Below are 26,997 nucleotides of genomic sequence, written 5' to 3'. Positions count from 1 at the left end.
AAAAGGCGGGGCCACTGGAAAGCGTGGCCTTACCCGCCAGCCGGCTTAGGCCACCGCTCCCCCCAAACAAAACAACTTCACCACAACGGGCAGTTGGTATCGGCGGGTTTCGAGGCGCGCGGCGCAGGCTGGCGGCCTTCGTCGATGAGGCGGGGGGTTCTTTTTTGGGTGCGCGGTGCGGGTGTGGCGCTTCGTCGATAGGGCGTGGGTTTCGTTTTTTTTGGGGGGCACGGTGCAAGCTTGCGTTGTTGAGGGGCCGTGTGGTTGGGGTGGGAAATGGAAACCGGGTAGGACTCTGGGGGAGTCCTACCCGGTTTACCGGACCCTAATCCCGTACTGGAGCGGTCAGTACTGGAATCGGGTGACCATTTCCTGGAGGCGGGCGCTGAGGCGGGTGAGTTCGGTGGTGGCTTGTTCGGCCTCGGTGACGCCTCGGGAGGTTTCGTCGGCGGCGCCTGCGACCTCGGTGATGGCGGTGGCGATGGCGTTGGTGCCGTTGGCTGCTTCGGACACGCTGCGGCTGACTTCGTCGGAGGTGGCGGACTGTTCTTCGACGGAAGCGGCGATGGCGGATTGGAACTGGTTGACGCGGTCGATGACCTGGACGATTTGGCCGATCGCGGCGACGGCGGCTTCGGTGTCGTTCTGGATGGCGGCGACGCGGTGGCCGATGTCTTCGGTGGCGGAGGCGGTTTCCTGGGCGAGGTCCTTGACCTCGCCCGCGACGACCGCGAAGCCCTTGCCCGCGTCGCCCGCTCGGGCGGCTTCGATGGTGGCGTTGAGGGCCAGCAGGTTGGTCTGTTCGGCGATCGAGCGGATGGTCTTGAGGACGTCGCCGATTTCGGCGGACGAGGAGCCGAGGCGGGTGATGATGTCGTTGGTGTGCTGGGCGGTGGCGGTGGCCTCGGCGCCGACCTTGGCGGCCTCGGAGGTGTTGGCGGCGATCTCGCGGATGGAGGCGCCGAGTTGGTCGGCGGCGGCGGAGACGTGGCCGACGCTTTCGGAGACGCGACCGGCGGCGGTGGAGACCTCACCGGCGCGGTGCGATGTGGAGCCCGCCGCGTCGGTCAGGCGGCCGTTGTTGCTGGCCAGGACGTCGGCGGAGGAGGCGAGGCCGGAGGCGGACTCGGCGACGTCGGAGACGACCGAGCGGATCTCGTTGACGGCGTGGTGCAGCGCGGTGCCCATCTGGCCGATCTCGTCGTGCGAGCGGACCGGCAGCGCCTGGGTGAGGTCACCGGCGGCGACCCGGTTGGCGTACTCGCGCAGGTCGCGCACCGGGCGGCGGATGCTGCGGGTGACCAGCACGCCGAGGCCGACGGCGAGCAGCACGCTGACCGCGATGACCACGATGGTCAGCCAGCGGGCGGTGGCGGTGGCGTCGGAGATGGTCTGGCGCTGCTGGGCGGCGTAGTCGGTGAGCGCCTGGGTGAGCTTGGCGAAACCGTCGCTGACCTTGGGCAGGTCGGCCTGGGCCTGGGCGTTGTACTTGGCCTCGTTGACGGTGTCACCGGCGGCGGTGGCGGCGCGGCGGGCGTGGTGGGCGGTCCAGAAGGTCTGGTTGTCCGAGACGAGCTGCGCCAACTGCGGCTGCAGGTAGGCCGGGATGCTGGTGGCCAGCTTGGCGAACCCGGCGTCGGCCTGCTTGAGGTAGTCGTCGCGGCCCGCGGCGAGGCTCTTGAGCGCGGCCGGGTCCTTCACCGTCTCCATGACCACGTCGGTCAGCAGCGCGGTGAGGTTGGTGGTCTGGGTGGTCTTGATGTCGAGCAGCGGCGTGATGGTGTCCTCGGAGATCGAGTTCGCCCGGTCCCGCAGGTCGGTCTGCTGCACGATGCCGAACACGCCCAGCCCGATGACCACCACGGCGAGCACCAGGAACGCGGCGATGACACGGGCGCCGAGGCTGCGGCGCAACAGGTTGCCAGACACTGAATCGGCCATTGCGGAGCTCTCCTGTCCGGTGCGCGGACGAACCACGCGGTTCCACGGACCACCGACCGTCGGTGGCGCCCTCAGGAGTGGTTATCGGGAACGACGGGGCCGGGCTGAGAGTTTCGCGTCACGTCGACATCGCCCGATCGGGCGACGTGGGTCAGTTGCCCTGGCCGGGGTCGATCTGGGCGCCGAGCCGCAGCGCGTCCGAGCACACGCCGTCGAGCAGGTTCTTGTCCGCCTTGGTGCCGACGGCCTTGCCGTCGACCGGGGCGAAGTCGGCCTCGACGATGACCACGGCGTCCCCGTTGACCTGGGAGTCGTAGCCGTTGCTGACCGACTTCAGCGGCGGCACCTTCACCACGCCCTCGCGGACGAGGTCGTCGACGTTGCCGGTCTGATCGGTGTCGGTGAGCTTGCGCAGGTCCTCCGCCTTGGCGGCGTCACCCATCCGGACGACGGACACGGCGACCAGCGCGGTACGGCCCTTGACGTCGGCGGTGAACAGCGCCTGGGTGACCCGACGGCACTCGCCGGGTTTGCCCAGCAGGGTCTTGGTCTGGCCGTAGGCGTGCTGGGCGCAGTCGCTGTCCACCCGCGGGGTGGGGACCTTGGGATGCGCTTGGTAGTCGTAGAGGCCCGCGGCGCGGGGCTGGCTGGTCTCGGCGGGCTGGCTTGGCTTGGCCGTGGACCCGTCGGTGACGTACCAGAAGACCAGGCCGGACACGACCGCGACGGCGACCAGCCCGGCGATGCGGAACACCCAGGTCAGCGCCGGGTTACCGGGCGGCGCCGGTGGTGGTTCCTCGAACCGGAACGGCTCGTCCGGGGGTCTGCCGCCGTGCACGCGCGGGATCCACTCGGTCTCACCGGAGCGGTTGTGGTGCTCGGGAGGCCAAGGCGGTCCGGGGCGCTGGGGGTCCGACACGAACGCCCACAGTAGTTGGTGTCCCCGGTGAGTGTCATTCGACCCAGTCATTCCCAGCGGAGATTCGTCCCGTTACCGGCCGCGCAACGCACGGGCGGCGATGTCGACGTCCTCGGTCGTGTTGTAGAGGTGGAAGCCGAGGCGGGCGCGGCCCGCGCGCACGGAGCAGCGGACCCCGGCGGCGGTGAGCCGGTCGGCGGCGTCGGGTCGGTCGACGGCGACGATCGCGGAGCCGCGCGGCGGCAGGTCGAGCCGGGCGAGGAGGTCGTCGGCGAGACCGACGACGTGGTCGCGGACGGCGGCGATGTCGAGGGTGGCGAGCCAAGGCAGCACGGCGGCGGCGCCGACCTGGGCGAACCAGACCGGGCTGAGGTCGTACTCGCGGGCGTCCTCGGCGAGCAGCGGCGGCAGGCCGTAGACGCTGTCCCACGGGGCGTGGGCGGCGTACCAGCCCGCGGCGACCGGGCGGGTCCACTCGCGGGCGGCTGGGCGGACGGCGAGCCAGGACGCGCCGCGCGGGGTCATCAGCCACTTGTAGCCCGCGCCGACGACCCAGTCGGCCCAGCCGAGGTCGGCGGGCAGCCAGCCGAGGGACTGGCTGACGTCGAGCAGCACCCTGGTCCCGGCGGCGCGCAGCCCGGCGAGGTCGGCGACCGTCCCGTCGGCGGACTGCGCCACGCTGACGGCGACCAGGTCGAAGTCCGGGGCGCGGTCGACGAGATCAGCGGGGTCGGTCTCGGTGACGGTCACCCCGCGGTCGGCCTGGGCGGCGAACGGGAAGGTCACGCTGGTGAACTCGCCGCGCACGGCCAGCACCCGGGTGCCGTCCGGGACCGCCGAGGCGACGTTGGCGAGCAACTGCGACACGGTGGCGCCGACGGCGACCCGGCTGGGGTCGACGCCGACGAGCGCGGCCCAGGCGGCGCGGGCGGCGGTGAGCGGGGCGTCGAACTCGACCGCGGAGGTCTGGCCGCGCCGCCACCGGTCGACGGTGGTGGCCACGGCGTCGGCGGCGCGCACCGGTGGGACCCCGATGCCGGGGGTGTTGAGGTAACCGGGCGGGACGTCGAACGGCTCTCCGGACCAGGTGCGCACGGACTCGACTGTACGGAGACCGGTCCGGACGGGGCAGGGGCCGTACGGTGGGCCGGTGTACAGCGAGGAGATCGAGATCCGCACCGACGACCGCGAGGTGGTGCACGACCTGACCGGGGCCTGCGCCGAGTTCCTGGTGGAGGCGGGTGCGGTGGACGGCCTGCTGCACGTGTGGGTCCCGCACGCGACCGCCGGAGTGGTGGTCTTGGAGACCGGCGCAGGTAGCGACGACGACCTGTTGGCCGTGTTGCGCGAGGTGCTGCCCCGGGATTTCCGGTGGCGGCACCGGCACGGCACGCCGGGGCACGGCCGTGACCACGTGCTGCCCGCGTTCCTCCCGCCGTACGCGAGCATTCCGGTCCTCAATGGACAGATGACGCTCGGCACCTGGCAGTCGATCTGCCTGGTGGACACCAATGTGGACAACCCGGTGCGCCGGGTGCGGTTGAGCCACCTGGCCGGGTGAGCAGCGGGGCACCGGTACCGTGCGCGCGGGCTGGACTACCGTTCGCGCTGTGCGCAACCAGCGAGTGGCGATTGCGGCGCTCTCGCTCGTGGTGGCGGCAGCGGCGGTGGGGGTGGTCGCGGTCCTCGACTCGGGTGACGACGACTCCGACCTGCCGCGCGTGACGGCAGTGTCGCCCACCCGGACCCGCGCGGCGGCACCGGTGTCACCGCGGCTGCCGGGGTGGCAGGTGGTGGACGACCCGCTGGCGGGCCTGCGCTACGAGGTGCCCGCGGGCTGGTCCCTGGCACCGGAGTCGGAGACGTTGGAGTCGTCGAACGGGGCGGTGCTCTCGCACCTGACCGACTTCGGGACCTACCTGTGCGAGGGCGCGGAGTACGGGCGGGCGTTCACCGGCAGCGGCCGGGTCGACGGCGATCCGACGAAGGTGGCCACCGAGTTGGCCGCGGCGATCGCGGCCGACCAGTACAGCGACGGCACGCAGACGGCGAAGGTGACCCTGTCCCGGCCGACGCCGCTGGTCCGCGACGGCGCGCGGGGCGCGTTGATCCGCGCGGACGCGGAGGCGAGCGAGGATGAGGACGCGGACAAGTGCGCGAGCAAGCGGGGAGTGGTGACGGTGATCGCGCTTGCCGTGTCCGGTGGGACCTCGGTGGTGGTGGTCGGCGCGGACACCGACGACCGGGGCCCGGACGCGCCGCTGGCCCCGGGTGACGACCTGCGCGCCATGACCGACAGTGTCCGACCGGGGTCGTAGCGGGGTACTGTCCGCGCGTGACCTACCCCGGCGGCAACTACCAGGGCCTGGGCTTCTACCCCAGTCCCCCACCGACCCCACCGCGGCGCAACCGGACCGGGGTGGTGGTGCTGCTGTCCCTGTTGGCGGTCGCGCTGGTCGCGGGGGCGACGGTGGCGGTTGTGTTGCTGAGCAAGCAGAAACCGGGCGACCAGGGGGCGGCCGGGAACCCCTCGACCACGGCAGCGACCACGACGACCACCACCACGACGACCACGACCACCACCACGACCGGGACGACGCCGACCCCGTCCGGTGATGTGATCGAGAACGCCGGGGCGAAGCTCTCCTACCGGGTCGCCACGGGCTGGGTGCGCGACCCGGCCACGCAGTCGATCCGGTCCACGGCGCTCGCCGGGGTGTCGATCAACAACCTGGCGTCGCTCACGCCCTACCAGTGCGGCGGCAACAGGTACAGCCGCGGCATCGTCGGCGCGGGCTCGGTCGGTCGGGGCGAGCCGAACAAACTGGTCACCGACATCGCGCAGGACCTGGGCAAGCAGTTCTACGCGGGCGGCAGCGGCGTCGACGTGGTGGCGGGCACGCCGCGGGCGGTGAAGGTGGCCGGGCCGGGCGGCAAGGAGGTCGACGGGGTGCGGGTCGAGGCGACCGTCAGCACCACCGGCGACCAGTGCCTGGCGGGCAAGGGCCAGATGATCATGGTCCTGGTCGACGACGGTGACGCCGCCTCGCTGCGCCTGCTGGTGGTCAACGGCGACCTGAGCGGTGGGCCGATGACCCCCGAGACACCTGGCCCGGCCGACCTCGCCGCGATCGCGGACAGCGTGCGCCTGCTCGGCTGACCCCGCGAGTCGGGCAGGATGGCCGGGTGACCACCAAGCGCACCCTGGTCCTCTGGGACGTCGACCAAACGCTCGTCGACTACCCCGGTGCGGGCCGCGACTGGTATGCCCGCGCCCTGTCCGCGGTGTTCGACCAGGACCTGATCCACTCGCCGCAGTTCGGTGGCCGCACCGACCGCTACATCACCGTCCAACTCCTTGAGGCGCACGGCATCGAGTGCACCGACGAACAGGTCGAGCGGGTCTACGCCAAGGTGATCGCGATCGCCGGTGCCGAGCGGGACGGGTTGGCCGGGCTGGGCCGGATCCTGCCGGGTGCCGTCGAGGTGCTGCGGGACCTCGCGGACCGGCCCGAGGTCGTGCAGTCGTTGGTGACCGGGAACCTCGCCGAGTTGGCCGAGGTGAAGCTGGCGGCCTTCGACCTGCTGCGGTACGTCGACTTCGAGGTCGGCGGCTACGGGGCGGTCTCGGCGGACCGGCACGAACTGATCGCGGCGGCCCGGACTGCCGCGGAAGCCAAGTACGGCACCGTGTTCGCGCCCGGGTCGGTCGTTGTCATCGGTGACACACCACACGACATCGCCGCCGCGCGGCACCACGGGGCGGTCGCGGTGGGGGTGGCCACGGGACGGCACTCGGTGGAGGAACTCGTCGAGTGCGGGGCCGATGTGGTGCTGGTCGACCTGTCCGACCCGGCCGCCGTCATCGCGACCCTGTTGCGCACGGCCTGAAAACCACTGTGGCCCCGGAGTGTTCCGGGGCCACAGTACAAAGTGGACTCAGCCGCGGACCAGCGCGGTGACGTGGTCGGCGACCTCGTCGACGGCCACCTCCACCCGCTCGTTGCTGGCCCGGTCCTTGACCTCCAGCACGCCGTTGGCCAGACCGCGGCCGACGACGACGATGGTCGGCACCCCGATCAGCTCGGCGTCCTTGAACTTGACGCCGGGCGAGGTGGTGCGGTCGTCGAGCAGGACGTCGACACCGCGCGAGTCGAGCTCGGCCGCCAATGCCTCCCCCGCCGCGCGCTGCGCCTCGTCCTTGCCCGCGATGACCACGTGCACGTCGGCGGGCGACACCTGCCGCGGCCACACCAGACCGGACTCGTCATGGGTCTGCTCGGCGATGACCGCGACCAGCCGCGACACCCCGATGCCGTACGAGCCCATGGTGATCGTGATCGGCTTCGAGTCCGGGCCGAGCGCGGACAGGCCGAGCGCGTTCGAGTACTTGCGGCCCAACTGGAACACGTGCCCGATCTCGATGCCGCGCGCGGCGACCAGGGTGCCACCGGAGCCGTCGGGGGCCGGGTCGCCCTCGCGGACCTCGGCGGCCTCGATCGTGCCGTCCGGGGTGAAGTCGCGGCCCGCCACCAGGTCGACCACGTGGTGGTCGGCCTTGTCCGCGCCGGTGACCCACGCGGTGCCGGTGACCACGCGCGGGTCAACCAGGTAGCGGACGCCGTTGTCGAGCAGGGCGCGCGGGCCGATGTAACCCTTGACCAGGAACGGGTTCTTGGCGAAGTCGGCCTCTTCGAGCACCGCGACCTCGGCGGGCTCCAGCGCCGCCTCGATCCGCTTCACGTCGACCTCGCGGTCACCGGGCAGGCCGACGGCCAGCAGCTCCCAGTCCTTCGCGCCGGGCTTGCGGACCTTGAACAGGATGTTCTTCAGCGTGTCCGCCGCGGTGAACTCGCGGCCGAGGCCCGCCTGGTTCAGGAACGCGACCAGCGAGTCGATGGTCGGCGTGTTGGGCGTGTGGTGCGCCTGCGCCTCGGGCAGGCCCTCGACGGACCGCTCGGGCGGGGCGACGGTGACCACGGCCTCGACGTTGGCGGCGTAGTCGGAGGCGGTGCTGCGGACGAAGGTGTCCTCGCCGATGGGCACCTCGGCCAGGAACTCCTCCGAAGCCGACCCGCCCATCGCGCCCGAGGTCGCCTTGACGATCACGTAGCGCAGGCCGAGCCGGTCGAAGATCCGCACGTAGGTGTCGCGGTGCGCGGCGTAGCTGGCGGCCAGGCCCTCGTCGGTCAGGTCGAACGAGTACGAGTCCTTCATCAGGAACTCGCGGCCGCGCAGGATGCCCGCGCGGGGCCGCGCCTCGTCCCGGTACTTGTTCTGGATCTGGTACAGCCAGAGCGGGTAGTCCTTGTAAGAGGAGTACTCGCCCTTCACGGTGAGCGCGAACAGCTCCTCGTGCGTGGGGCCGAGCAGGTAGTCGCCGCCCTTGCGGTCCTTGAGTCGGAACAGGTTGGGGCCGTACTCGGTCCACCGGTTCGTCGCCTCGTAGGGCTCGCGGGGCAGCAGCGCGGGGAACTGGATCTCCTGCGCGCCCATCGAGTCCATCTCGTCCCGGACGATGCCCTCGATCCGGCGCAGCACCCGCAGGCCGAGCGGCAGCCAGGAGTAGACGCCCGGGGCCACCCGGCGGACGTACCCGGCGCGCACCAGCAACCTGTGGCTGGGCACCTCGGCGTCCGCCGGATCCTCGCGCAGGGTGCGCAGGAACAGCGTCGACATCCTGGTGATCACGGCAACGACTCCTCGGGTGTGCGTGGACGTGTAGAGGGTAGTGACCGCCGGTAGATCAGCGCACCCGGGTTACGCCCGGCTCCCACACCCGGTCCTCGGTGACGATGGCGGTGACCAGGTCGGCCGGGGTCACGTCGAACGCGTAGTTGAGGGCGCGGGTCTCCGGCGGCACGACCCGGACGCCGCGGAACGCAGTGACCTCCTCCGCCGAACGCACCTCTATGGGGATGTCGACACCGGACGGGGTGGCCAAGTCCACGGTGGACTCCGGCGCGGCGACCACGAAGGGAATCCCGGCGCGCGCGGCGGCCAACGCCAGCGGGTACGTGCCGATCTTGTTGACGACGTCACCGTTCGCGGCGATCCGGTCGGCGCCGACCACCACGGCGTGCACGAGTCCGTTCGCGATCACCGACGGCCCGGCCGAGTCGACGACGACGGTGTGCTCCACGCCCATCCGCCGCAGCTCCCACGCGGTGATCCGGGAACCCTGCAGCAGCGGCCTGGTCTCGTCGGCGTAGACGTGACCGAGGGCACCCCGGTCGTGCAGCGCCCGCAGTACCCCGAGCGCGGTCCCCCACTCGACACAGGCGAGCGCCCCGGCGTTGCAGTGCGTGTGCGCGTTGACCGGGCCGGTGACCCGCTGGGCGAGCCAGTCCGCACCCCGGACGGCCAACGCCCGGTTCAGCCGGATGTCGTCCTCCAGCGTCGCGACCGCCTCGGCGACGACGGCGTCGACCCCGTCGTCGAGCCTGGCCAGCACCCGGTCCACCCCCCAGGCCAGGTTGACGGCGGTCGGTCGGGCACTCCGGATCGCCGCGGCGGCCGCGACCGGGTCCGCTGTGGACAATGCGGCCAACGCGACGCCGAGCGCGCCCGCCACCCCGAGCGCGGGCGCGCCGCGCACGGCCAGGGTGCGGATGGCCGTCACCAGATCGGGGACGGACCGCAACCGTGTGAACACGACCTCGTCCGGCAGCCGGGTCTGGTCGACAATCACGATGTGGTCGGTTTTCCAGTCGATGGTGCGCACACCGACCATGTTCCCGCGCCGTCCGTCAGTGGTCACCGCTAGCGTGCCGGGCATGACCATCACCATGGGCGGCATCACCGTCGACTGCGCGAACCCGCACACCCTCGCCGACTTCTGGACCAAGGCCCTCGGCTACGAGATCGCCCACGACTACGGCACCTTCGTCTTCATCGGCCCCGCCGACAAGAGCAGCGACAACACCGTCTACCTCGGTTTCCAACAGGTCCCCGAGGAGCGCGTCGGCAAGAACCGGCTGCACATCGACTTCCGGGTCGACGACAGAGCCGCCGAGTCCGCCCGGCTCGTCGAACTGGGCGCGACCGTCGTCGGCGAGCACGCGGTGCCGACGCTGTCGTGGACCGTCCTGCGGGACCCGGAGGGCAACGAGTTCTGCGTGGGCCAACCCGACGAAGCCTGACCGGCGAGGACCTGCGGCGTGCGCGCACGCGGCAGGTCCTCGGCCGCCGTCACCAGGCTTCGTGCTGGATGGGCCACAGTTCCACCGGGGACTCCTCGGTGAAGGGCATGTCGGCGGCGATCTCGCGCGCCCGCTCGTCGTCGGCGACGTCGAGCAGGTACAGGCTGGCGATGTACTCCTTGGTCTCCAGGTAGGGGCCGTCGGTCACCACGGTGGCGCCCGCGACGGTCCTGATCAGCTTGGCGGTGTCGGCGTCGGCCAGGCCGTAGGCGCCCAGGAGCTCACCGGTCTCGCGGTACCTGGTGTTGAACGCGTCCTGCTTGGCGATCCCGGCGGACAGTTCGTCGGCCGGGATCGACGCCCACTTCTCCTCGTTGCCGTAGACCAGCATCAGGTACTTCATCTCGGTCTCCTCGTTCGGTGGCGGACCCTGCTCGGCCCGCGTTCACCCAGAGGTCGGAGCCGGGGCCGGGTTCTCGACACGCCCGCGCGACCATTCTCGACGACGAAGGGCCGCCCCGTGCGGGGCGGCCCTTCAGTCGTGGTCCGGGTCAGTCGGTCGTGTCCGGGTCAGCGGTTGCGGTCCTGGGCGACGCGGCGGTCACCCTCGCGCCAGCCCCGGGGCATGTTGGCCCGGCGGGCGGCGCGGTTCACGCCCTCACGCGGGGCGCCCGCGCGGCCTGCGTCGCCGAACTCGCGCGGACGACGCTCGCGGGCCGGACGGTCACCGAACGCGCGGTCGGTGTGGTGACGGTCGCCGTGCCCGCTCACATTGCGGTCGCCTGCGTGACGGTCGCCGGCACTGCGGTCGCTGACGTTGCGGTCGCCGTAACCGGGGCGGTCACCCTGGTTGCGGTCGAAGCCCCGGTCGCCGAAGTCACGGCTGCGCGAGTCGCCACCCCGGGAATCGGCACCACGCGAGTCGGCACCACGCGAGTCGGTACCGCGGAAGTCGCGGCGGCGGTCGTCGCCGAAGTCGCGGCCGCGGGGGCGGTCGCCGTCCCGGACGTCGCGGCGGCGGTCATCGCCGAAATCCCGGCCACGGGGCTCCCGACGGTCGTCGCCGGACCGGGACTCGCGGTACGGGCGGGCGACGCCGGTGCCCTCGGCGCGCGGCTCCCGCTCGGGGCGCTCCCGGCGGTCCTCACGGGGCCGGTCGTCACGCGGGCGGTCGTCACGGCCACGGAACTCGCGCGGGCCACGGCCCTCCGGGCGGCCACCCTCGCGGCGGCGGAACTCGGAACGGCGGGACGGGCGGTCACCGCGGCTGGGCCGGGCGGGCGGCGCCTTCTCCACCACCGGCTCACCGCTGGGCACGCGGGCCCCGGTGATCCGGACCAGGTCGGCGTCGCCCGGACGGACCTTGGTGTGCTCGGGCTTGACCCCGGCCTTGTCGGTCAGCCGCACGACACCGCGGCGCTGGTCATGGGTGACGACGGTGACCACGGTCCCCGCCTCACCCGCGCGCGCCGTGCGACCGGCGCGGTGCAGGTAGTCCTTGGGGTCCGCGGGCGGGTCGACGTGCACGACCAGGCTGACCCCGTCGACGTGGATGCCGCGGGCGGCGACGTCGGTAGCGACAAGGACCGGCATGTCGCCCTCGCGGAACTGGCTGAGCACCCGGTTGCGGGCACCCTGGGTCTTGCCGCCGTGCAGCGCGCCCGCGCGGACACCGACCGAGCGCAGCTTGTCGGCGAGCCGGTCCACGTGGTGCTTGGTGCGCACGAACATGATGGTGCGGCCGTCACGAGCGGCCATCTCGGTGACCACGTCGGCCTTGTCCTGCTTGGAGACCAGCAGCAGGTGGTGCTCCATGGTGGTGACGCTGGCGGTCGGGTTGTCCACCGAGTGCGTCACCGGGTCGGTCAGGTAGCGCTGGACCAACTGGTCGACGTCACCGTCGAGGGTGGCCGAGAACAGCAGCACCTGGCCCTCGCGGTCGGTGAGGTCGAGGATCTCGCGGACCTGCGGCAGGAAGCCCATGTCGGCCATCTGGTCGGCCTCGTCGATGGCGGAGAACCGCACCGAGTCGAGCACGCAGGTGCCCTGCCGGACGTGGTCGGAGAGCCTGCCCGGGGTGGCGATGAGCAGGTCGACGCCGCGGCGCAGCGCGTCGGACTGGCGGGTGAAGGACATCCCGCCGACCGCGGTGCGGCACCACAGGCCCAGCGAGCGGGCCAGCGGGGTCAACGCGTCGCTGACCTGCAGGGCCAGCTCGCGGGTGGGCACCAAGACCAGGGCGCGCGGGCGCAGCGGCTCGGCGTTGCCGCCGTCGAGCCGGGCCAGCAGCGCCAGGCCGAAGGCCAGCGTCTTGCCGGAACCGGTCTGCGCGCGGCCGAGCACGTCGCGGCCCGCGAGCGCGTCGGGCAACGTGGCGGACTGGATGGGGAACGGCTGGTCGATGCCCGCGTCGGCCAGGGCGCGCAGCAGCGGGCGGGGCAGACCGAGGTCGGCGAAGGTCACGCCGGTGTTCTCGAACCGGCCCTTGCCGGACTGGCGGTGCCGGGGCTTGCGGTCGGCGCCGTCCTCGACCTCGCCGAGGTCATTGCCGCCGAGGTCACTGCTGGTGGTGGTGTCAACACTGTCGACGCTGTCGATCACGTTGTCGATGTCGTCGGTGGTCTGGCCGGTCATGGGCAGGGCAGAGTCGAGCACGGGGTCCTCTCCGGACGAAATGGCACGTCTCGGGAGGCTCCGCCCTCTTCACAGGAGGCCGGCAGGCTATCGCACGGACGAGCCCGGCGCGTAGGTCACGCCGTCGGGTGGTTGGTGGCACCGGGCACTTCGATGGAGCCTGCTAGGTCGGCTCCGCTCACGGTGCTCCCCCACTCTACCCGACGACGTGACCTACCCCCGCATCGCGGGAGCCGGATCACGTTCGTGTCTATCCGAGACCTGCGATCCCCACCAAGTGCGCGGTGAGCGCGCCAGGGTCCGTGACCTGCTCGGACAGCCCGCGAGCGGTGAACCAGCGGGCGATGTTGGCCACGTCGCGGGCCAGGTATTCGGCACCCGCCGGGTTCGCGATCAGGTCGACGACCTGCGGCAGGTCGATCAGCACGAGCTGCCCGTCGTGGACCAGGATGTTGTACGCGGACAGGTCGCCGTGGGTGAACCCGTGCGCCGCGAACAACTCCAGCGCCGCCACCAACTGCGCCCAGAACTCGCGCAGCTCCACCGGTCCCGGCCGGGCCTGGGCCAGCCGGGGCGAACCCTGCCGGTCGGCGTCGCCGAGGAACTCCAGCAGCACCTCGGTGCCGTCGCGCTGCACCGGGTACGGCACCGGGGCGCCGACCGACCACAGCCGGGACAGCGCCGCGAACTCGGCGACCGCCCACTGCTCGGCGATCAGGTTGCGGCCGAACTCGGTGCGGTTGGCGATGGCCCGGTTCTCCCGGGACCGCCGCATCTGGCGGCCCTCCAGGTAACCGGCGTCGCGGTGGAACATGCGGTGCTCGCCGCTGCGGTACCGCTTGGCCGCGAGCAGGCAACGTTCACCGCCGGGCACGCCGCGCTCGATCACGAACACGTCGGCTTCCTTGCCGGTCTTGAGCACGCCGAGTTCGGTGTCCACGGCGGCCGCGTCGACGACCAGCCAGTCCGGTCGGGGGTGCGGGCCCTGGGCCGCGTCGACCCAGGTGGACCAGCGGTCGGCGCCCGGGGGCAGTTCCTGGGCGGCGGTGTACGCGTCTTCGCGCACCCGGGCCAGTCGCTCGCGTTCGGCCTCGGTGAGCCGCCCGGACCGGGTTTGCGGGTCGTTGAGCTGATCGTCGAACCGCCGCCGCCGGATCTTGGCTACCTGCGGCGCGTCGTCGTCGAAGTACTGCACTGCGGTGGGACTCCTCTAGTGGAAGGACGCCCCACCGACCGCGTCTAGCCGAGTGGGGCGGGTGGACGGGACAGCGCCACGCCCACAACGACCGTCATCTGCACAGCGCACCTCCCTCGGTTCCATCCACCGGCATCTCCCACCGGTCGTTCACGGGAGAGGATCCCGGTCCCCCGGCACTCCCGCAACCGATTTGTCTCAGGGCTCGGTGACCAGGTCGAGCGCGCGCTTACCGGTCGGCTCCAGCCGGATGCCCGCGGCGGCGGCGGTCGAGATGATCGTGCGGACCGACCCGGGCTCACGGGGGGCCGTGGCGAGGGCGGCGGCCAACCGGCCCTTGTGCGCCTTGTTGAAGTGGCTCACCGTCTTGCGCCTGCCGGAGCCGTCCTCGGTGACAACCCGGACGGTGATCGCGTCCGGGACGGCGGCGAGGTTGGCGTAGACGCCGGAGCGCAGGTCGACCACCAGGTCATCCACTGTGGACAGCGTCTTCTCCAGGTCCACCCGCCACAACGGCCGCAGACCACCCAGTCCGGGCAGGACGGTGGCGCCGGAGAGGCGGTAGGCGGGGATCGGGTCACCGGCCCGGACCACGCCGAACAACGCCGACGCCACGGCCAGCCGCTTGTCCGCCCGCCGCCGCTCCGCCTTGGTGAACCCCTTGCTGTCCATGGCGTCGTAGAGGACACCGGTGTAGCGGTCCAACGCGGGCCGGGTGGGCGAGCCGAACAGCTCGGCGTTGCGCTCGACCTCGTCCACCTGCCGCTCGGACAGGTCCAGCGCGGCGAGGCTGCCCGGCAGGTCACCGGCGAGCGCCACCAGCGCACGCGCGATCCGGGTCCGCACCGGGGTCAACTCCGGGAACGACAGGGACGCCAGGTCGAGCGGGGCGCCGTCGCCACCCGCGCTCTTGGTCTCCGACGGGGGCAGCAGCACGAGCACCAGCCGAGCGTAGAGAAACCAGTCGAGTGACCCCGTTCGGGGGACCCCACCCTGCGCCGCAGGCCCTGACCACCGCCTCGGCCACCACGCAGCCGCCGCGTGGACCCACCACACCCGCACCCTCACCCAAGACCTCAACCCGAGACCTTTACGCGAGCCGCACAGGCCGCCCCCCAGGCGCTGCCACACAGACCCCACCCACCCGGTGAACTGCTCCCCGAGGTCGGACTGAGAGTTCATTCCGATCTTCCGGGGAAGGATTACGTGCGTGGGGATAGGTCATTGACCGGGGAGCAGCGTGCTGCGGCGATGGGGTTGTTCGGTGAAGGTGTGGCGAGGAAGGCGGTCGCGGCCAGGCTTGGGGCTTCGGTCTGGGCGGTCGGTGGGTTGGGTGACCGGTGGCGGCTTCGCGGGAGTGCGGCGTTGGTGAATGAGCCGACCTAGCGGTCGTTCTCCTGTGAGTTCACCCGGGGCGTGGTAGAGCGGTTCTGGCTGGTGAGACCCGGCTTGGTCTGGCTCGTGAGCAAGCGGTGTGGACAAGCACAGTGGGGCACGACCCATCCACACTCCACTGTGGACTCTGTGGGCAATTGGTCAGATCAGGGACAACTGGTCGGCTGCGCTGCGCGGGACCGGGGCGGTGGGCTCGAAGCGTTGGGGGGTCAGGGAATGGCGGCGGAGCAGGGGGGCGAGTCGGTTGGACAGGGTGGTGCGGTAGGTGGGGGTGGCGTAGCTGGAGCGGCCGTAGACGCGGCGGTAGAGGGGGATGAGGTGGGGGTGTTCGCGGGCCAACCAGGCGGCGAACCACTCGCGGGCGCCGGGGCGGACGTGCAGGGCGGTGGCGGTGACGCTGGTGGCTCCGGCGGCGGCGATGGCGGACAGGAGGGTGTCGAGGTGGTCCGTCGAGTCGGTGAGGCCGGGGAGGATGGGGGCGACGAAGACGGCGCAGGGGAGGCCCGCTTCGGTGACGCGGCGGATGAGTTCGAGGCGGGCTTGTGGCGAGGGGGCGCCGGGTTCGAGGGTGTGCTGCAGGTCGCGGTCGAGGAGGGCGAGGGAGACCGCGACACCGACCTGGACGTCGGCGGCGGCCGCTTGCAGGAGGGGGAGGTCGCGGGTGAGCAGGGTGCCCTTGGTGAGGATGGAGAACGGGGTGCCGGAGCGGGCGAGGGCGCCGATGATGCCGGGCATCAGCTTGTAGCGGCCCTCGGCGCGCTGGTACGGGTCGGTGTTGGTGCCCATGGCGACGGGGGCGCGGTCCCAGCGGGGGGCGGCCAGTTCCCGGGCGAGCACCTGCGGGGCGTTGATCTTGACGACGATCTGGCTGTCGAAGTCGTGGCCGGAGTCCAATTCGAGGTACTCGTGGCTCCGACGGGCGAAACAATTGTGCGAAACCACCCCGTTCGCGATGAAGTCGCCGGTGCCGGTGGTGATGTCGAACAGCGGCAGGTCGAGGCCGAGCGGCTCGATGGCGACGACGCCGAGGCGGGCGGTGGACTTGATGGCGGCGTCGGTGATGGAGCGCTTCTCGGTGGCGGCCGGGTCGGTCAGGTGGAACAGCCGCAGGTGCTCGACGAGGCCGCCGTCGACCCGGACGCAGGTCTTGCCGCCCGCGGCGCGGCGGGTCTCGGTGGCGTACTGGAAGCCGAACGCGGTGAGCGCCTCGGTGACCGCGGTCAGGGCGCGGTCACCGAGGTTGGGCAGCCGCAGGATGCGGTGGCCGAAGCTGCCGTCCGCGTCGAACACGCCCGCCAGCAGGCCCTTGCGCCACTCGTCGGTCGGGGTGCGCGGCCACTCGACCGGCAGCGCGAGCGGCAGGTCGCCGGTGAGGTACTCGGCGACCCGGGCGGACGCGGCCGCGGAGCCGGTGACGGTGCCGTCGCCACGCGCGATGCCCGCCAGGTAGCCGCGGCGGTAGTCGGCGGTGTCCTTGGGCGGCTGGGCGAACCGGCCGGTGCCCATGAGCTTGTTGCCGATGGTCAGGTGCGGGCGCCGGGCCGAACCGGACACCTCGCCGGTGACGTGCTTCCAGCCGCGCTCGGTGAGGAACCGGTGGTCACCGCTGGCGATCAACTGGGTGCCGTCGGCCAGGGTGACCCGGTACCCGGGTTTGACCGTGGTCCAGTGGTCGAAGACCTCGGTGGGCACGTAGTGCCGGTAGTTGCCGCGCCGTTCGGTGCCGTAGACCCGGTCGCCGACCTTCAGCTCGGCCAGCGGCCTGGTGGTGCCGTCGGCCATCAGGATCGGGGTATCGCCGTGCAGGCAGTAGCTGCAGGCGTGGGTGCAGCCGCGGTACGGGTTGACCGTCCACCGGAACGGCACCGGCGAGCTGTCCGGCACCCTGTTCAGCACCGATTTCGCCAGCACCTCGTGGAAGACCACACCGGCGAACTCCGGCGTGCGCACGCTGCGCACCAAGCCGGACAACCCCGGCAACACCTGTTCGCTCACGATCTGCCCACCCACTGCCTGCTCCCCCGCGGCCTGCTCGCCCAGTGTCCGTTCCCCCACCCCGGTGACCCGCTGCCGTTCCCATCGCACCCGCATAGTCGAACACATGTTCGAACCCGGCGCAACCGGTTCTCACCGATCGAGTGGCGGCCGGCACGATGTCGCGGTGCACGACTGGGAGACCCAGCCCATCCCCCGGGTAAAAGGGGATCTACCGGCGGAAACAGCCCGGAACGACCCGCCTGCGGCGCCGAGCGGGCGGGGGCACGGACACGGTCACAACCACGGTCCGGCGACCCCGGCCTCGCCCCGGGTCCGCAAGCTGCTGATCGCCCTGCTCGCCCCGTTCGCGCTGGCGTCCGTGGTGGGCATGGTGTGGCTGTTCCCGACCGGCGACGGCCCGCAGACCCAGGGGCAGCAGGCGGTCAAGGGGATGATCACGGCGGCCCAGGTCGGCCCGTGCGGGAGCGGTGACGCGGCGGCGAACCAGTGCCTGACGGTCACGGTCAGCATGACCGACGGCAACGCGAAGGGCAGCGACGTCCGCACCCAGGTGCCGATCGAACCGAGCTCGCCCCGTTTCGCCGTCGGCGACAACGTGGTCCTGGCTTACAACGGCGGCGACCCCCTCAGCGGCGGTTCTTACCAACTGGTCGACTTCCAACGCGGTGTGCCACTGGCCGTCTTGGCGGCGTTCTTCGCGTTGGCGGTGCTGGTGTTGGGGCGCTGGCAAGGCGTCAAAGCCCTGGCGGCGTTGGTGTTGAGCTTCGGTGTGCTGTTGCTGTTCGTCCTACCGGCGATCCTGCGCGGTGAGAACCCGTTACTGGTGGCCACCGTCGGCGCGGGCGTCATCATGTTCGTAGTGCTCTACCTGACGCACGGGCTGTCCGCGCGCACATCCACAGCGGTACTAGGCACCATGGTCAGCTTGGCGCTCATCGGTGTTCTTAGCGCGTTGTTCAGCGCGGCGACCAAACTCACCGGCCTGGACGACGAGACCGCGACCCTGGTCGGGTCGCTCGGTCACGGCATCGACACCCGTGGCCTGCTGCTGGCCGGGATCGTGATCGGCTCGCTGGGCGTGCTGGACGACGTGACGGTGACCCAGACCAGCGCCGTGTGGGAGCTGCGCGCGGCGAACCCGGCGCTGACCTGGCGCGAGCTGTACGCGGCCGGTCAGCGGATCGGCCGCGACCACGTGTCGTCGGCGGTGAACACCCTGGTCATGGCCTACGCGGGCGCGGCGCTGCCGGTGCTGCTGTACTCGTCGCTGTCCGGGGTCGGGTTGGGCACGGTGCTGCAGTCGCAGACCATCGCGCAGGAGATCGTGCGGACGCTGGTCGGCAGCATCGGCCTGGTCGCGGCGGTCCCGGTGACCACGGCGGTGGCCGCGCTGGTGGCCGTCCGCGAACCCGCCGGGACGATCACCAAGACCAGGACCGCCGGGACGAACCGGGGGCGCCGCCGGGTCAGTCGAGCGAAGCCACGAACCGGGTGACCGCCTCGGGCCGCAGCCGCTGGGCGAGCCTGCCGGTCGGGGCGAGCGCGCCGAGCCGGTAGAGCGGCCGCTCCGGCGCCGCCTCCCCCTTGGCCTCCGCGCGCAACTGGGCGACCAGGAGCTCGGAGAAGACCAGCCCGGCGGGGTTCTCGCTGGCGGCGAGACCGTCGGCGAGCCTGCGCAACTCGAGGATGCCCAGCTCGCGGCCGCTGGTGCCGGAGTACATGGCCAGCGCCAGGTTGATCGAGGTGCTGCCGTCGCCGACCAGCAACCCCACGGTGCGGATGTTGCGCACGTCGGTGACCATCAGCTCGAACCGGTCGGCGGTGCGCAGGTCGACCGCCTTGCTGCCGATCGTGCGCGCCACCACGGTGTGCCCGTCGCGCAGCCACAGCTTCCGGCGGCCGCTGGCCCAGGTCATCAGGAGCAGCAGCACGACGACCACGGCGGCGGTCACCAGGCCCGCCGTGAAGCCCGCGGTCCAACTGCCGACGAGCCCGACGAGCAGCCCGATGATGGCGCCGATCCCGACGCCGAAGACGGCCGCGATGACGGCGGTGAGCCAACCGCGCCTGCGGCCGGGCTCGGCCAGGGTGAGTGGGATGGGGTCGCTCATCGTCTCAGAGCCCCCTGCCCCGGCCGGGCCGCGCCGACGGGTCGCCCAGTCCGGTGAGGAACGGGTTGGCGACCCGCTCGCGGCCGATGGTCGTGGTGGGGCCGTGGCCGGGCAGGACGACCGTGTCGTCGTCCAGGGTGAGCAGCCGGGCCAGCGACTCGGTCATCCTGGCCATGGACCCGCCGGGCAGGTCGGTGCGGCCGATCGAGCCCGCGAACAGCGTGTCGCCCGCGAACAGCAGCCTGCCGCCCTCGTCGGTGGTGTGTCCGAAGCTGACCGAGCCGTCGGTGTGGCCGGGGGTGTGCAGGACGTCGACCTTGAGCCCGGCGAGGTCGAGCTCGACGCCGTCGCCGAGCTCGCGGACCTCGCGCGGCTCGCGCACCGACAACGGGCCGAAGAACCGGGCGGCTTCCTCGCTCATCCCGCGCAGCGGGTCGTTGAGCATGTAGCGGTCGTCCGGGTGGATCCAGGCGGGGATGTCGTTGCCGTCGCAGACCGGGGTGACCGAGTACATGTGGTCGATGTGCCCGTGCGTGAGGATGACCGCGACCGGCGAGAGCCGGTGCTCGCGCAGCGCCTCGACCAGCGGTTCCTCCGCCTCTTGACCCGGGTCGACGATCACGCACTGCTCGCCCGCCGCGGGGGCGACGACGAAGCAGTTGGCCTGGAAGGCCCCGGTCGGGAAACCGACGACGAGCACGGGCTTGACCTCCGGTCGGGAGATTCTTGGCTGTTTCTCAGCCTAGTGGGCCCTACCTCCACGCGGTTCTTACCGGGGGTCTCCGTAGACTGCGCGCCAGCCAGCATGAGCTGAGGTAGGAGGGTGCGAGGTGCCGAGCAACCAGCAGCGCCGGGAGGCGGCCAAGCGGAAGCTGGAGCGCCAGCTCGCGAACAGGGTGGAGCGCGCCCGCAGGCGCCGGATCATCGGCTTGGCGAGCACGGTGGTCGGTGTCGTCGCGATCGTCGGCATCGTGTACTGGCTGGCGAACATCGGTGGGAACTCGACCGAGGCGGGCTCGGCGAACACGGTGGACACCACCGCGGCGAACGCGTCGGGCAACGACCAGCCCGCGGACACGCCCGCGTCGATCCCGACCGCTCTCGCCCCGGTGCCCAAGCGCGCGACGCCGCTGCCCGCGAAGGTGACCTGCTCGTACCCGGCGGAGACCACGCCCGCGGCCAAGCCCGCGAAGGCGCCGGACGGCAAGGACATCTCCAGCCAGGGCACGGTCAACGCGACGCTGACCATCAACGGCGCCGAGGTGAAGGCCACGCTGGACCGCGCGCTCGCGCCGTGCACCGTGAACAGCTTCACCAGCCTGGCCAAGCAGGGCTACTTCAACGACACCCCGTGCCACCGGCTGACCACCTCGGACACGCTGCAGGTGCTGCAGTGCGGTGACCCGTCCGGCTCCGGCAGCGGCGGCCCCGGCTACAGCTACGACGACGAGACGTTCCCGGAGATCAAGTACGGCCGCGGCCTGCTGGCGATGGCGAACGCGGGCAAGAACCCGGACACGAACAAGGGCACCAACGGCAGCCAGTTCTTCATCGTCTACGGCTCGGCGCAACTGGACCCGAACTACAACGTGTTCGGCTACATCGACGCGGACAGCATGAAGAAGATCGACGACATCGCCAAGGCGGGCACCATCTCGCAGGGCAGCCCCGGCGACGGCAAGCCGAAGAACGCGGTCAAGATCAACAACGTGACGGTCTCTTGAGCTACCGCGAGCGGCGCCCGCCCCGGGGATTCGGGGCGGGCGTCGCCTGCGTGTGGCACCGGGACTCCCCGGCCCCCACCGAGGTGGCCAAGGTAGTCGTCGTGCCGGACGGGTGCACGGACGTCATGTGGGAGCGGTCGACCGGTCGGTTGTGGGTCGCCGGGCCGGACACGACAGCGCATCCGACCAGGAGTTCGGCCATCGTGGGGGTGCGGTTCCGACCCGGTGATCTCGCGATGGGGCTACCGGCGAGCGAACTGCGTGACGCGCGGGTGGACGTGTCAGACCTGTCGGGCCTGTGGGGCGCACGCGCAGGCGAGATCGCCGACCGGTTGGCGCAAACGGCAACTGTGGACGACGCGCAGCGGGTACTGCTGTCCGCGTTCCCATCAGAACCCGACCCGGTTGTTACCGCCATCCGGGAGTTGGCCGTGCGGACCGGGAGCGTGCACGACATGGCCGACCAGTTGGGGTTGAGTGAGCGGCAGCTCAACCGCCGTAGTCACGCCGCCTTCGGCTACGGGCCCAAGATGCTGCACCGGGTCCTCAGGTTCCAGCGGGCTCTTGCCCTTGCCTGGCAAGGGGTCGGTTTCGCCGATGTCGCCTACCGCGTCGGGTACGCCGACCAGCCTCACCTGGCGCGGGACGTAAGAGCACTTGCCGGGGTGTCGTTGAGCGCGCTCACCAACGGCCGTAGGCCTTGAGGGTCTGCAACGACTCGATGGTGGCCCAGCCCGCCCACTCGAACTCCGTCACCGGCGTCCAGATCCCCCACCGCACCCGCCAGCCACCGTCCTCGTGCTGGGTGTCGACCAGGCGGTCCAGGCTCGTGGCGATCTCGTCGTCGGTGAACCACGCGCGGGCGAGGGAGTCCGGAGTGGACGCGTACTCGTGCGGGGTGTGCAACTCGGCCGGGTTATAACCGTCTGGGGCGGTGCCACCGTCGCCCATGTCAACAAACCCGCTGTCGCGCACCAGCTTTCCGATGCGCGCCGCTGCCGCCTCGGCGCGGGGGCGATCGGGGGCGTGGTTGAGGAAGGTAAGGCAGCCCAGAGCCTCGTACGGGTGGGTCGCGGTGATCGCGTCGATCCGGGTCCAGCAGTACTCGGCGGTGCGGTCGATCCACGGTGAAGAAACGCCCGCGCGCCACAGCAGGCCCACCAGGTTGGCGGTCGGCAACAGGGAACCCTCGTAGGTGTCCGAGAGCTGCCACCACGGCGCACGCGGGTAGTCGCGGATGTTGGGGTGCACGAACGGCACTCCCCCATCCTCAGCGGTGATGGACTCCAGGTACTCGACGACCCCATCGGGCGCGGTATGGGCCTCGTGCAGCACGTGCAGCGCGGTAAGAACCGTCACCGGCTGACTACCCGGCCCACGACCATCCGGCTCCAACGCGTGCCCGTAGCCGCCGTCCGGGTTGCGGTAGGCGGCAAGGGCGGTCAGCACGGGCTCGGTGGGACCGTCGTGGAACAGCAGGTCGAAACGGCGGCGGTCCAGGATTCGCGCGGTCCGCTGCACGAACCCCTCGGCCCGTCGGAAGGCGTCTTCGCTGAGTGTCTTCACCGGGCCAACCTAAGCCTCTTGGACCATCCCGTCTTGTACGGAACAGACACTAAGAGGCCACTAAGAGGCCGAGGTGACCCGGTAGACGTCGTACACACCTTCGACGCTGCGCACCGCCTTGAGGACGTGACCGAGGTGCTTCGGGTCGCCCATCTCGAACGAGAACCGGCTCACCGCGACCCGGTCCCGCGAAGTGGTCACCGAGGCCGACAGGATGTTGACCTTCTCGTCGGCCAGCACCTTCGTCACGTCGGAGAGCAGCCGGTGCCGGTCGAGCGCCTCCACCTGGATGGCCACCAGGAACACCGACGACTCCGACGGCGCCCACTCGACCTCGACCAGCCGCTCCGGGCTGCCCACCAGGTCGTCGGCGTTGGTGCAGTCGGTGCGGTGCACGCTCACCCCGCCGCCCCGGGTGACGAACCCGAGGATGTCGTCGCCGGGCACCGGGGTGCAGCAGCGGGCCAGCTTCACCCACACGTCGGTGGCGTCCTTGACGATCACGCCCGCGTCGCCGGAACCGCGCCTGCGGGTGATGGTGGACGGGGTGGCCCGCTCGGCCAGCTCCTCCTCTGCGTGGTCAACTCCACCGAGCAGCGCGACCAGCCGCTGCACCACGTGCCTGGCCGAGACGTGGCCCTCGCCGACCGCCGCGTACAGCGAGCTGACCTCGGGGTAGCGCAGCTCCCTGGCCAACGCGGTCACCGAGTCCGCCGACACGAGCCGCTGCATGGGCAGCCCGACCCGGCGCACCTCCTTGGTGATCGAGTCCTTGCCCGCCTCGATCGCCTCTTCCTTGCGCTCCTTGGCGAACCACTGCTTGATCTTGGCGCGGGCCCGCGGCGAGGCGGCGAAGGCCAGCCAGTCCCGGCTCGGCCCGGCGCCCTCGGCCTTCGAGGTGAAGATCTCGACGACCTCGCCGTTCTCCAGCTTGCGCTCCAGCGCCACCAGGCGGCCGTTGACCCGGGCGCCGATGCACCGGTGCCCGACCTCGGTGTGCACGGCGTAGGCGAAGTCCACCGGCGTCGACCCGGCGGGCAACGTCTGCACGTCACCCTTCGGGGTGAAGACGAAGATCTCCCGGGTGGCCAGGTCGTAGCGCAGCGACTCCAGGAACTCGCCCGGGTCGGCGGCCTCCCGCTGCCAGTCCAGCAACTGCCGCATCCAGGCCATCTCGTCGACGTCGACCCCGGCGTGGGTGCCCTTGGTCTCCTTGTACCGCCAGTGCGCGGCGATGCCGTACTCGGCGGTGCGGTGCATCTCGTGCGTGCGGATCTGCACTTCCAGCGGCTTGCCGTCCGGCCCGATCACCGTGGTGTGCAGCGACTGGTACACCCCGAACCGGGGCTGGGCGATGTAGTCCTTGAACCGGCCCGGCATCGGCTGCCACAGCGCGTGCACCACGCCCATCGCGGCGTAGCAGTCGCGCACGTCGTCGACCAGGATGCGCACCCCGACCAGGTCGTGGATGTCGTCGAAGTCGCGGCCGCGGACGATCATCTTCTGGTGGATCGAGTAGTAGTGCTTGGGGCGGCCCTCGACCTTCGCCGCGATCCGGGACGACTCCAGGTCGCCGCCGAGCTGCCCGATCACCGTCTGCAGGTACGTGTCGCGCGACGGCGCCCGGTTGGCGACCAGCCGGACGATCTCGTCGTACTTCTTCGGCTGCAGGATGGCGAACGCCAGGTCCTCCAGCTCCCACTTGACCGTGGCCATGCCCAGCCGGTGCGCCAGCGGGGCCAACACCTCCAGCGTCTCGCGGGCCTTCTTCGCCTGCTTCTCCGGCGGCAGGAACCGCATGGTGCGCATGTTGTGCAGCCGGTCGGCCAGCTTGATCACCAGCACCCGGGGGTCCCTGGCCATCGCGATCACCATCTTGCGGATGGTCTCGGCCTCGGCCGCGGTGCCCAACTGCACCTTGTCCAGCTTGGTGACCCCGTCGACCAGGTGCGCGACCTCGTCGCCGAAGTCGCCGCGCAGCCCGTCCAGCGAGTACTCGGTGTCCTCCACCGTGTCGTGCAGCAGCGCGGCCACCAGCGTCGTGGTGTCCATGCCCAGCTCGGCGAGGATGGTCGCCACCGCCAGCGGGTGCGTGATGTACGGGTCGCCGGACTTGCGCCGCTGGTTGCGGTGCATCTCCTCGGCCACGTCGTAGGCGTGCTGCAGCAGGCCGAGGTCGCCCTTCGGGTGCAGCTCCCGGTGCACCGCGGCCAGCGGCTCCAGCACCTGCTTGACCGGGGCGGCGCGCTGCGCGGTGATCCGCCTGGCCAGCCGGGACCGCACCCGGCGGGTCGCCGACGGTCCCGGCGGCTCCGCGGGCGCGTCCCCCTGTGTCCTCACGTCGTGGGTCACCCATGCTCCCGGCAGCTCGGTCCGCCGTCGCGGCGCACAGCGCGTCCGGGTCACGGGTGTGGCCCGGGTATCGAGAATAACTCCGGAAGCGCCGCTGACCGGGTGGTGGGGCGCTGAAGCGTTCCCCTGGGCCGGTGAACCGGCTCACCCGATCAGGCAGGGCGAACCGGGCCGACCGCCCGCCGGACGATTCGGACCGCGATCAAACAGTGCGCACGGCGTGCACCGGTACACCCACTCGGCCGCGGCCGCCCAGCGCGCCGATCTCCAGGACGACGAGGGCGGACTCGACGACGGCACCCGCCCGGGTGGCCAGCAGGGTGGCGGCGGCGAGGGTACCGCCGGTGGCGAGGACGTCGTCCACCACGACCACGCGCTGACCGGGGACCAGCGTGTCGGCGGGGAGCTCGAAGGTGGCGGTGCCGTACTCCAGGTCGAAGGTGACCCGGTCGGCGACCGCGGGGAGCTTGCCCGGCTTGCGGACCGGGACCACGCCGAGGCCGTGGGTGGCGGCGAGAGCGGCGGCGAAGAGGAAGCCGCGGGCTTCGAGGGCGAGAACGGTGCGCACACCCGGCGGGAGCCGGTCGGCGAGGGCGTCGACCACGGCGCGCAGGGCCGACGGGTCGGCCAGCACCGGGGTCAGATCACGGAACAGGACGCCCGGCTCGGGGAAGTCGGTGACCTCCCGGACGAGACCGAGCGCCCTGTCCAGCGCGGCAGAACTCAACGGCGTTTCTTGCCCGACGGCTTGCCTGCGGGCTTGCTCGAACCCGAGCCGGATCCCGCGCCGCCGGACTTGCCGGTCGGCCGACCGGCGCGGCGGGCGTCGCTCGCCTTGGGGTTGCGGGCGGGGACGCTGGAGGCGACGGCGTACGCGCGCTCCCGGCGGACCTCCGCGTCCAGCGTGTCGTCGTCGGACAGGTCGGCGTCGGCGGCCTCGTGCCGCCGCGCCAGGTTGGCCCGGCGCAGGTGCACCCGCTTGGCCTGCTCCTGGAACTTCGGCTCGGTCATCTTCAGGTCGACCAGGATCGGGGTGGCCAGGAAGATCGACGAGAGCACACCGGCGAGCATGCCTGCCAACTGCACCAGGGCCAGGTCCTGCAGGGTGCCGACGCCGAGCAGGCCGACGCCGACGATGAGCAGGCCGATCACCGGCAGCAGCGCGATCAGCGAGGTGTTGATCGACCGCATCAGGGTCTGGTTCAGCGCCAGGTTGGCCGCCTCGGCGTAGCTGCGCCTGGTCAGCCCGAGCAGGCCCCGGGTGTTCTCCTTGACCTTGTCGAACACCACGACCGTGTCGTAGAGGGAGAAGCCGAGGATGGTGAGGAAGCCGATCACCGTGGCCGGGGTGACCTCGAAGCCGACGATGGAGTAGATGCCCGCGGTGAAGATGACGTCGTGCACCAGCGCGGCCAGCGCCGAGACGGCCATCCACTTCTCGAAGTAGAGCGCCAGGAAGATCGACACGAGCACCAGGAACACGCCGAGCGCGATCCCGGCCTGCTGGGAGATCTCGTTGCCCCAACTGCCGGACACGGCGCTGTCGCTGATCTCCTGCACGCTCGGCGTCCCGCTCGGCGGCTGCGGCTTGAGCTGGTCGAACAGCGCCTGCTTCACCTTGGCCACGTCGGCGACGGAGAGGGTCGGCGAGGTGATCTGGATGGTGGCGGTGTTGCCCGCGCCGACCTTCTGCACCGCCGACGGCTCGCGGTCGAGGGCGGACTTGAACACCTCCTGCACCCGGTCGGTCCCGATCTGGCCGGACGCGCTGGTCGCGGGCAGCGCGATCTTGGTGCCGCCCTCGAACTCGATGCCGAGGTTGAAGCCGCGGAAGATCACCGACGCGACGCAGACCAGCATCAGGGTGCCGAACAGGAGGTACCAGCGCCTGCGCTTGCCGACGATGTCGAACGCGCCGGTGCCGGTGTAGAGCCGCTCGAACACGCTGCGCTTGCCGCCGACCGCGACGTCGCCGGTCGCGTTCAGGTGTGCGCTCGGGGTCTCGTTGCTGGACACGGTC

Annotated in this window: 23 protein-coding genes and 1 pseudogene; 8 read left to right on the top strand and 16 right to left on the bottom strand. The window is 71.4% G+C overall.

Annotated elements, in window-relative coordinates; translation table 11 throughout:
• Window positions 1-345 precede the first annotated feature (345 nt).
• The 3 genes from H504_RS0128060 to H504_RS0128050 all read right to left on the bottom strand — a co-directional run bounded on the left by H504_RS0128060 (window position 346) and on the right by H504_RS0128050 (window position 3,955).
• The gene (locus H504_RS0128060; protein WP_026425504.1) at window positions 346-1,941 is read right to left on the bottom strand and encodes a methyl-accepting chemotaxis protein; all 1,596 of its coding nucleotides are present in this window, start codon (window positions 1,939-1,941) and stop codon (window positions 346-348) included.
• A gap of 151 nt (window positions 1,942-2,092) precedes the next feature.
• Window positions 2,093-2,860: a hypothetical protein gene (locus H504_RS37370; RefSeq protein WP_157440665.1), complete on the bottom strand. Its 768-nt coding sequence runs from the start codon at window positions 2,858-2,860 to the stop codon at window positions 2,093-2,095.
• Between the two features lie 72 nt (window positions 2,861-2,932).
• Entirely contained in the window at window positions 2,933-3,955 is a 1,023-nt protein-coding gene (locus tag H504_RS0128050) for an aminotransferase class V-fold PLP-dependent enzyme (protein WP_026425503.1), read from the bottom strand.
• Between the two features lie 55 nt (window positions 3,956-4,010).
• Here H504_RS0128050 and H504_RS0128045 point away from each other — a divergent pair, with 55 nt between their 5' ends.
• Genes H504_RS0128045 through H504_RS0128030 form a run of 4 tightly spaced genes read left to right on the top strand, consistent with a single transcriptional unit; the run spans window position 4,011 to window position 6,751 of the window.
• The gene (locus tag H504_RS0128045; protein ID WP_026425502.1) at window positions 4,011-4,421 is read left to right on the top strand and encodes a secondary thiamine-phosphate synthase enzyme YjbQ; all 411 of its coding nucleotides are present in this window, start codon (window positions 4,011-4,013) and stop codon (window positions 4,419-4,421) included.
• Between the two features lie 49 nt (window positions 4,422-4,470).
• Window positions 4,471-5,178, top strand: a complete 708-nt coding sequence (locus H504_RS41685) for a DUF8017 domain-containing protein (protein ID WP_035306382.1) — start codon at window positions 4,471-4,473, stop codon at window positions 5,176-5,178.
• Between the two features lie 17 nt (window positions 5,179-5,195).
• Window positions 5,196-6,020, top strand: a complete 825-nt coding sequence (locus tag H504_RS0128035; protein ID WP_026425500.1) for a DUF8017 domain-containing protein — start codon at window positions 5,196-5,198, stop codon at window positions 6,018-6,020.
• A 26-nt stretch (window positions 6,021-6,046) separates the two neighbouring features.
• Entirely contained in the window at window positions 6,047-6,751 is a 705-nt protein-coding gene (locus H504_RS0128030; RefSeq protein WP_026425499.1) for an HAD family hydrolase, read from the top strand.
• Window positions 6,752-6,799: 48 nt separating this feature from the next.
• Here the strand turns inward: H504_RS0128030 and H504_RS0128025 are convergent, their stop codons facing one another.
• Window positions 6,800-8,551 carry a proline--tRNA ligase gene (locus H504_RS0128025; protein ID WP_026425498.1) on the bottom strand — a complete coding sequence of 584 codons (1,752 nt, stop codon included), beginning with the start codon at window positions 8,549-8,551 and terminating at the stop codon, window positions 6,800-6,802.
• 55 nt (window positions 8,552-8,606) lie between these two features.
• Window positions 8,607-9,638 (bottom strand): S-methyl-5-thioribose-1-phosphate isomerase, encoded by a 1,032-nt coding sequence (gene mtnA, locus H504_RS0128020; RefSeq protein ID WP_425394083.1) that lies wholly within the window; start codon window positions 9,636-9,638, stop codon window positions 8,607-8,609.
• Between mtnA and H504_RS0128015 the strand changes: the two genes are divergently transcribed.
• Window positions 9,637-10,002 (top strand): VOC family protein, encoded by a 366-nt coding sequence (locus H504_RS0128015; RefSeq protein ID WP_026425496.1) that lies wholly within the window; start codon window positions 9,637-9,639, stop codon window positions 10,000-10,002. The genes mtnA and H504_RS0128015 overlap by 2 nt on opposite strands.
• 49 nt (window positions 10,003-10,051) lie before the next feature.
• Here the strand turns inward: H504_RS0128015 and H504_RS0128010 are convergent, their stop codons facing one another.
• From H504_RS0128010 to H504_RS0127990, 5 genes and pseudogenes are all read right to left on the bottom strand, one after another.
• Entirely contained in the window at window positions 10,052-10,405 is a 354-nt protein-coding gene (locus tag H504_RS0128010; protein WP_026425495.1) for a YciI family protein, read from the bottom strand.
• Window positions 10,406-11,148: 743 nt separating this feature from the next.
• A pseudogene (locus tag H504_RS43370) lies at window positions 11,149-12,636 on the bottom strand (DEAD/DEAH box helicase); the annotation flags it as partial.
• A 250-nt stretch (window positions 12,637-12,886) separates the two neighbouring features.
• A complete protein-coding gene (locus H504_RS0128000) occupies window positions 12,887-13,831 on the bottom strand; it encodes a serine protein kinase RIO (RefSeq protein WP_026425494.1) in 945 nt (314 codons plus the stop codon).
• Window positions 13,832-14,029: 198 nt separating this feature from the next.
• On the bottom strand, window positions 14,030-14,773 hold the full coding sequence (gene yaaA / locus H504_RS0127995) for a peroxide stress protein YaaA (protein WP_026425493.1): 744 nt from the start codon (window positions 14,771-14,773) through the stop codon (window positions 14,030-14,032).
• A 594-nt stretch (window positions 14,774-15,367) separates the two neighbouring features.
• Window positions 15,368-17,317 (bottom strand): intein-containing Rv2578c family radical SAM protein, encoded by a 1,950-nt coding sequence (locus H504_RS0127990; protein ID WP_157440664.1) that lies wholly within the window; start codon window positions 17,315-17,317, stop codon window positions 15,368-15,370.
• A 70-nt stretch (window positions 17,318-17,387) separates the two neighbouring features.
• On the opposite strand from H504_RS0127990, the gene H504_RS0127985 reads away from it, so the two are divergent.
• Window positions 17,388-18,719 carry a YibE/F family protein gene (locus tag H504_RS0127985; protein WP_245614478.1) on the top strand — a complete coding sequence of 444 codons (1,332 nt, stop codon included), beginning with the start codon at window positions 17,388-17,390 and terminating at the stop codon, window positions 18,717-18,719.
• Here H504_RS0127985 and H504_RS0127980 read toward each other — a convergent pair.
• Window positions 18,691-19,335 (bottom strand): hypothetical protein, encoded by a 645-nt coding sequence (locus tag H504_RS0127980; RefSeq protein WP_026425490.1) that lies wholly within the window; start codon window positions 19,333-19,335, stop codon window positions 18,691-18,693. The genes H504_RS0127985 and H504_RS0127980 overlap by 29 nt on opposite strands.
• A 4-nt stretch (window positions 19,336-19,339) precedes the next feature.
• On the bottom strand, window positions 19,340-20,035 hold the full coding sequence (locus tag H504_RS0127975; protein ID WP_026425489.1) for an MBL fold metallo-hydrolase: 696 nt from the start codon (window positions 20,033-20,035) through the stop codon (window positions 19,340-19,342).
• A 130-nt stretch (window positions 20,036-20,165) separates the two neighbouring features.
• Here H504_RS0127975 and H504_RS0127970 point away from each other — a divergent pair, with 130 nt between their 5' ends.
• Together H504_RS0127970 and H504_RS0127965 are read left to right on the top strand one after the other, a co-directional pair.
• The gene (locus H504_RS0127970) at window positions 20,166-21,059 is read left to right on the top strand and encodes a peptidylprolyl isomerase (RefSeq protein ID WP_026425488.1); all 894 of its coding nucleotides are present in this window, start codon (window positions 20,166-20,168) and stop codon (window positions 21,057-21,059) included.
• Entirely contained in the window at window positions 21,056-21,763 is a 708-nt protein-coding gene (locus tag H504_RS0127965; RefSeq protein WP_026425487.1) for a helix-turn-helix transcriptional regulator, read from the top strand. Before H504_RS0127970 ends, H504_RS0127965 begins: the two co-directional genes overlap by 4 nt.
• On the opposite strand, the gene H504_RS0127960 is transcribed toward H504_RS0127965, so the two are convergent.
• From H504_RS0127960 to secF, 4 genes are all read right to left on the bottom strand, one after another.
• Window positions 21,741-22,625: a hypothetical protein gene (locus H504_RS0127960; RefSeq protein ID WP_026425486.1), complete on the bottom strand. Its 885-nt coding sequence runs from the start codon at window positions 22,623-22,625 to the stop codon at window positions 21,741-21,743. The genes H504_RS0127965 and H504_RS0127960 overlap by 23 nt on opposite strands.
• 60 nt (window positions 22,626-22,685) lie before the next feature.
• Window positions 22,686-24,977: a RelA/SpoT family protein gene (locus H504_RS0127955; RefSeq protein WP_026425485.1), complete on the bottom strand. Its 2,292-nt coding sequence runs from the start codon at window positions 24,975-24,977 to the stop codon at window positions 22,686-22,688.
• Window positions 24,978-25,179: 202 nt separating this feature from the next.
• The gene (locus tag H504_RS0127950) at window positions 25,180-25,704 is read right to left on the bottom strand and encodes an adenine phosphoribosyltransferase (protein WP_026425484.1); all 525 of its coding nucleotides are present in this window, start codon (window positions 25,702-25,704) and stop codon (window positions 25,180-25,182) included.
• Window positions 25,701-26,993 (bottom strand): protein translocase subunit SecF, encoded by a 1,293-nt coding sequence (gene secF, locus H504_RS0127945; protein WP_026425483.1) that lies wholly within the window; start codon window positions 26,991-26,993, stop codon window positions 25,701-25,703. The genes H504_RS0127950 and secF overlap by 4 nt, the downstream gene beginning before the upstream one ends.
• Window positions 26,994-26,997: the final 4 nt, after the last annotated feature.

The sequence above is a fragment of the Actinokineospora inagensis DSM 44258 genome, from assembly GCF_000482865.1.
GTDB lineage: Bacteria > Actinomycetota > Actinomycetes > Mycobacteriales > Pseudonocardiaceae > Actinokineospora > Actinokineospora inagensis.
This window is presented reverse-complemented; position numbering and strand designations above follow the sequence as displayed.

Excerpts from the sequence above, each read along its gene's own strand:
- H504_RS0128060 (WP_026425504.1), bottom strand. The coding sequence starts at position 1,941 with ATGGCCGATTCAGTGTCTGGCAACCTGTTGCGCCGCAGCCTCGGCGCC.
- H504_RS0128015 (WP_026425496.1), top strand. The coding sequence starts at position 9,637 with ATGACCATCACCATGGGCGGCATCACCGTCGACTGCGCGAACCCGCAC.
- mtnA (WP_425394083.1), bottom strand. The coding sequence starts at position 9,638 with ATGCCCGGCACGCTAGCGGTGACCACTGACGGACGGCGCGGGAACATG.
- H504_RS0128010 (WP_026425495.1), bottom strand. The coding sequence starts at position 10,405 with ATGAAGTACCTGATGCTGGTCTACGGCAACGAGGAGAAGTGGGCGTCG.
- H504_RS0127990 (WP_157440664.1), bottom strand. The coding sequence starts at position 17,317 with ATGCGGGTGCGATGGGAACGGCAGCGGGTCACCGGGGTGGGGGAACGG.
- H504_RS0127980 (WP_026425490.1), bottom strand. The coding sequence starts at position 19,335 with ATGAGCGACCCCATCCCACTCACCCTGGCCGAGCCCGGCCGCAGGCGC.